This window comes from Phyllobacterium phragmitis (assembly GCF_002980495.1).
Classification (GTDB): domain Bacteria; phylum Pseudomonadota; class Alphaproteobacteria; order Rhizobiales; family Rhizobiaceae; genus Paramesorhizobium; species Paramesorhizobium phragmitis.
On sequence record NZ_PVBR01000057.1, the window covers coordinates 1 to 3,793 of the forward strand.

The 3,793-nt window shown below is 66.0% G+C and carries 6 protein-coding genes; all 6 read right to left on the minus strand.

All coding sequences use genetic code 11. The features are described 5' to 3' along the window. Positions 1-613 (minus strand): lytic transglycosylase domain-containing protein (locus C5748_RS27180; RefSeq protein WP_245582014.1); only part of this gene is annotated, 613 nt, incomplete at its 3' end. Further along, positions 610-945, minus strand: coding sequence for a DUF736 domain-containing protein (locus tag C5748_RS27185; protein WP_105746147.1), 336 nt, complete (start codon positions 943-945; stop codon positions 610-612). The genes C5748_RS27185 and C5748_RS27180, both read right to left, overlap by 4 nt. Beyond that, entirely contained in the window at positions 933-1,523 is a 591-nt protein-coding gene (locus tag C5748_RS27190) for a S26 family signal peptidase (RefSeq protein ID WP_105746149.1), read from the minus strand. Before C5748_RS27190 ends, C5748_RS27185 begins: the two co-directional genes overlap by 13 nt. Next, entirely contained in the window at positions 1,520-2,038 is a 519-nt protein-coding gene (locus tag C5748_RS27195) for a DUF2840 domain-containing protein (protein ID WP_105746151.1), read from the minus strand. The genes C5748_RS27190 and C5748_RS27195 overlap by 4 nt, the downstream gene beginning before the upstream one ends. Before the next feature lie 58 nt (positions 2,039-2,096). Further along, positions 2,097-3,173, minus strand: coding sequence for a replication initiator protein A (locus C5748_RS27200; protein WP_105746153.1), 1,077 nt, complete (start codon positions 3,171-3,173; stop codon positions 2,097-2,099). Next, positions 3,174-3,443: a helix-turn-helix transcriptional regulator gene (locus tag C5748_RS27205; protein WP_105746155.1), complete on the minus strand. Its 270-nt coding sequence runs from the start codon at positions 3,441-3,443 to the stop codon at positions 3,174-3,176. Positions 3,444-3,793: the final 350 nt, after the last annotated feature.

The window sequence follows — 3,793 nt, forward strand, 5'->3', positions numbered from 1 at the left end:
AGAAAGCCGGATGCGGGGAAACTCGCACGTCCGGTTTGGCGAGAGGGATGAAGAAACTTGCCCCGGTAAACGGGGTAAAGCGCTTCATCCCTACTCTACCGTAGGGATCGCGGCCGAGGCCATGGCGGACGCGCAGGCCCGCCCAGGTGTCGGGCATCACCTGCATCAATCCCATCGCGCCGGCCGACGAAACCGCGCGCACATCGCCCGCACTCTCGGCGCGCAGCACGGCGCGAATCCAGTGCTCGGGGATGCCGAAACGCTGCGACGCCTCGGCGATGTGCGCCGCATAGGGATGGGCGGCGGCCGGGCGCTCGACCGGCACGGATTGCGCGACAGCGACGCCCGATCCGATGCAGACGGAAAGCGCCCCCGCCAGCAGCAGGACGGCATAATGCCATGCCGGCCTGTCTCCGCTTCGCCGCCAGCCTGCCAGCGCGCTCGCTGCGGTCAAGGGCAAGGCGCAAGCGCCGGCCGATGGCCGCCCCTGACCTTCGCTGCGCGCGCCGGCCGTCTGGTCGCCGAGCGGGACGAAGGGATGAGACCGCTTTTCCGCGAACAAAGGGATGACGATCTTGGACCGGATGGCGGGCCGGACGCGCGCGGCCGTCATTCCTCGTCCTCGATCTTCCGGGGGTGCTTCCAACGCAGCGTCCAGACCGAAGGATCGTCGTTGGACTGGAACAGCTTGGCGCGGATCGGGAACGGAAAGATCGGTCCCTCCAGCCGCATCGACACGAAGTCGCCGGCATTTTCGCTGGCGTCCTTCCATGCCGGGCCGGCGTCCGGGCCGTCCTCGCTATCGAGGCGCACGCGATAGTCGGGCGCGTTCTTCACGTCGCTCGGCTTGGCCGGAACGATGAACAGCTCATCGCGGAGGCCGAACGAATGTAGTTTCCCGGCATAGCCGGTTTCGGTGCGGGTGAAGGTGCCTATTTCTGCCATGGGAAATCTCCTGTGGTTGGTTCTCGGGGGGGGCAGTGCGTCGGCGCGCGCCACTCGTAGCGGCCGACGCCTTCCTCATCGGTCCAGAGCGGGACCGCTCGGCCGATGACGGAAGCTGCGGGTATGGGTCCGAAATACCGGCCGTCGAGGCTGTCGCGGACTTCCGAATTCATGAGCAAAAGCTGGTCGTCGCCGATGACGCGGCAGCCCTGCCAGATGGGCAGATCGCGGCCGAGGCTATCGCGCTCCAGCGCCTCGCCCATCTCGATCCCGTTCACCGTGATCGTGCGGCCGGCGCGGCAAACCCGCTGTCCGGGCAGGCCCAAGACGCGCTTCAAGAGCGGAACGCCTCGCGCGATATAGCCGCGTTCGACCATGAAGGCGGCGAGCGGTTCGGGCGGCATGATGGCGACCAACTCGGGCACGTCGATCCGGTCGGCCGGCTCGACGGTGTAGAACCCGACCGGCGCGCTGGCGGTGGCGTTCCATATGAGTTTCGTCGGCGTCTGGACCGCGCTTGCGGCGGCGATGCAGATCACCGCCAGCGCCGTCACCGTAAGGGTGCGGCGGCGCGTCATGGTTCGATCCTTCGGCGGTGAAGCCAAGCGGCATGTCGCTCGGGCGTGTAGGCGTGCGGCTCCAGATTGGCGGTCAAACGGTTGTGGACGTGCCGCCAATGCTCCGGCGACGCGTCGGCCGAGTCGAGGCCGAGCGATTCCACGGCGTCGATGGCTGCAAGCGCACGCTGCACCTTGGGCCAGCTATCGAGGCGCAACAGGATTTCGCCACCGGGGCGCACGAACGGCAATGTCTGGAACGGCTCGCTCTGGCCGATGGCGCGCACAATGTCGATGCGCGAAACGACAGTGCCATGCTCGCCAGATGCCCAACGGACGAAGGCGAAGACGCTGCCCGGCGCGAAGCCGACGACGCTGCGGCGGCGGTCGATGATCTGCTCGTAGCTCTTGCGGCCGAAGCGTATCCAGTGCTCGACCTTGCGTTTCTCGAAGGTCAGCTCGACCAATGTGGTGAAGGGCGCAGGCCCGTCCGGCAGCGGACGGCCGTGCGCGCTGCGGTGGGCGCGACGGGTCATTGTTCGTCTCCGGGGATGTGCTGGGGGCTGCGCGGGCGCAGCGCGTCGAGCGCGGCCGTCATGGCTCGCCCCTTCGGGCAGAACCGGCACCACGCTTCGCCTGCGCGCGCGTCAAAGAAAAAGAGTTAGATTCTCTGTTAGATAAGTTAGCGGTCGGATTCCGCTTTTCAGGCCAAAGCGTTAGCTGCGGTTCGTGCGCCTGATCTGCCGATAGTGATGCGCCTGATGTGCCGATACCTCGTGCGCCTGATCTGCCGATGGCATTAACAGGGTTATCAACAGTGCCTGTTGACAGGTTTTCGGGGCGGATGCGTAGCAACTCGCGGCCGTCTTCCCGCTCGATCTGGAGCAGGTAGCCGGGGAGCTGCTGGCGGGCCGCGATCCGGCGCAGGTCAAGCGCGAAGTCGGACGGCCGCGCGAGACTGCCGGACTTCTGATGAAGGTGCGCAACCTCGAAAATCCAGCCATGGCGCTGGTGTCCGGCGTGCTTTCGGGCGACGCGGTAAAGCCATCGCTCGATGCCGCCAGTCAGGCGGAAATAGGCCGGGTCGATGGTCAGGACCAGCGAGCGGTCGATGACGCTGTTGTAGAACCATTCGGGCAGGACGAACTCCATGCCCTCGACGCGGCCCGTGTGCGTCGTCATTTCCTCCCACTCGTTAATCCATGAAAATTGCCTGCGACGCCAATGCGGGCCGTTGCGGATGGTGGTGGCGATGACGGTCGATTGCAGCCGCGCCAGCGCAGCTTTCAGAAGCCGGTATTGGTGGTTGCCGGTCGGCCGCCCGATGGCGCGCAACAGATGGTAAGGTGTAAACCGGACAAAGCGCGAAGTGGCAAGGCCGTCATTCTCGGCCGCGACGATCTGTGACGCCGCCCATATCAGCACATCGGCGTCCCAAATGGTCGCCATCCCGTGCTCGGGCATCCCGAACACCTGTACCTCTATGTCGGCGGCCTTGTAGAGAATCGGCTTGGTGCGCGGGGTCTTCGCCAGCGAGAAGAACGGCCGTTCCATCAAGTCGCGCTGGTCGCGCGGCTGCGCGTCGCCCGTTGCGACCACGAAGGGGTCTAGGCGGCTGCGCTCGCTGTCCTCCGCCGGCTGCGCGGAGTTTTGATCGTCCTCGCGCAGCATCTAGCATTCGCCCCGTTCTTCGGGCGTGAGCCGCCGCGCGGGAAAGACGGTGCCGGCGGTCTTGTCGCGGGTGGATTTGCGCTCGCCCGCCGCGCTCCAGTCCTCCAGATCGCGGACGGTGTAGAGGACGCGACCGCCGACCTTGCGGTAGGTCGGGCCGGTTCCGTAGGTGCGATGCTTCTCAAGGGTGCGGATGGATATGCCGAGGAAGCGCGCGGCTTCCTTGGTGCGCAACAGACGCGGCGGCAGGCCCGCAAGCGGGTTGGGCATGGATCACCTCCAGTCGGGATTGGGCTGCCGAGGGACGGCAGCGGACTGTGGCGAACCATGGCGAGGGATCGGCGGCGCGTAGCGTGCCGCATTTGCGCCTATGCGCTGGCGGCACCCCCTTCGGGGCGGTGCACGGCCAATAGATGAGGGATTTCAGCGACTCGTTGGCTGTCGCGCCGAAAAGGCAAAGACATTCGCGCGTGGCTCGGCTAAGAATGTGGGTGGAGCAGACGCGCTGCTCTGGGGCGTCGAAACCCGTGTGCCAAGAAGCAAAGCTGTGCCGTTTGGCGCATCTTTGCGTGCTGTGAGTGAGATGGAGGAAGGCCCTCCGGGATCGGCATGCACATGCA

Excerpts from the sequence above, each read along its gene's own strand:
- C5748_RS27190 (WP_105746149.1), bottom strand. The coding sequence starts at position 1,523 with ATGACGCGCCGCCGCACCCTTACGGTGACGGCGCTGGCGGTGATCTGC.
- C5748_RS27205 (WP_105746155.1), bottom strand. The coding sequence starts at position 3,443 with ATGCCCAACCCGCTTGCGGGCCTGCCGCCGCGTCTGTTGCGCACCAAG.
- C5748_RS27200 (WP_105746153.1), bottom strand. The coding sequence starts at position 3,173 with ATGCTGCGCGAGGACGATCAAAACTCCGCGCAGCCGGCGGAGGACAGC.
- C5748_RS27195 (WP_105746151.1), bottom strand. The coding sequence starts at position 2,038 with ATGACCCGTCGCGCCCACCGCAGCGCGCACGGCCGTCCGCTGCCGGAC.
- C5748_RS27185 (WP_105746147.1), bottom strand. The coding sequence starts at position 945 with ATGGCAGAAATAGGCACCTTCACCCGCACCGAAACCGGCTATGCCGGG.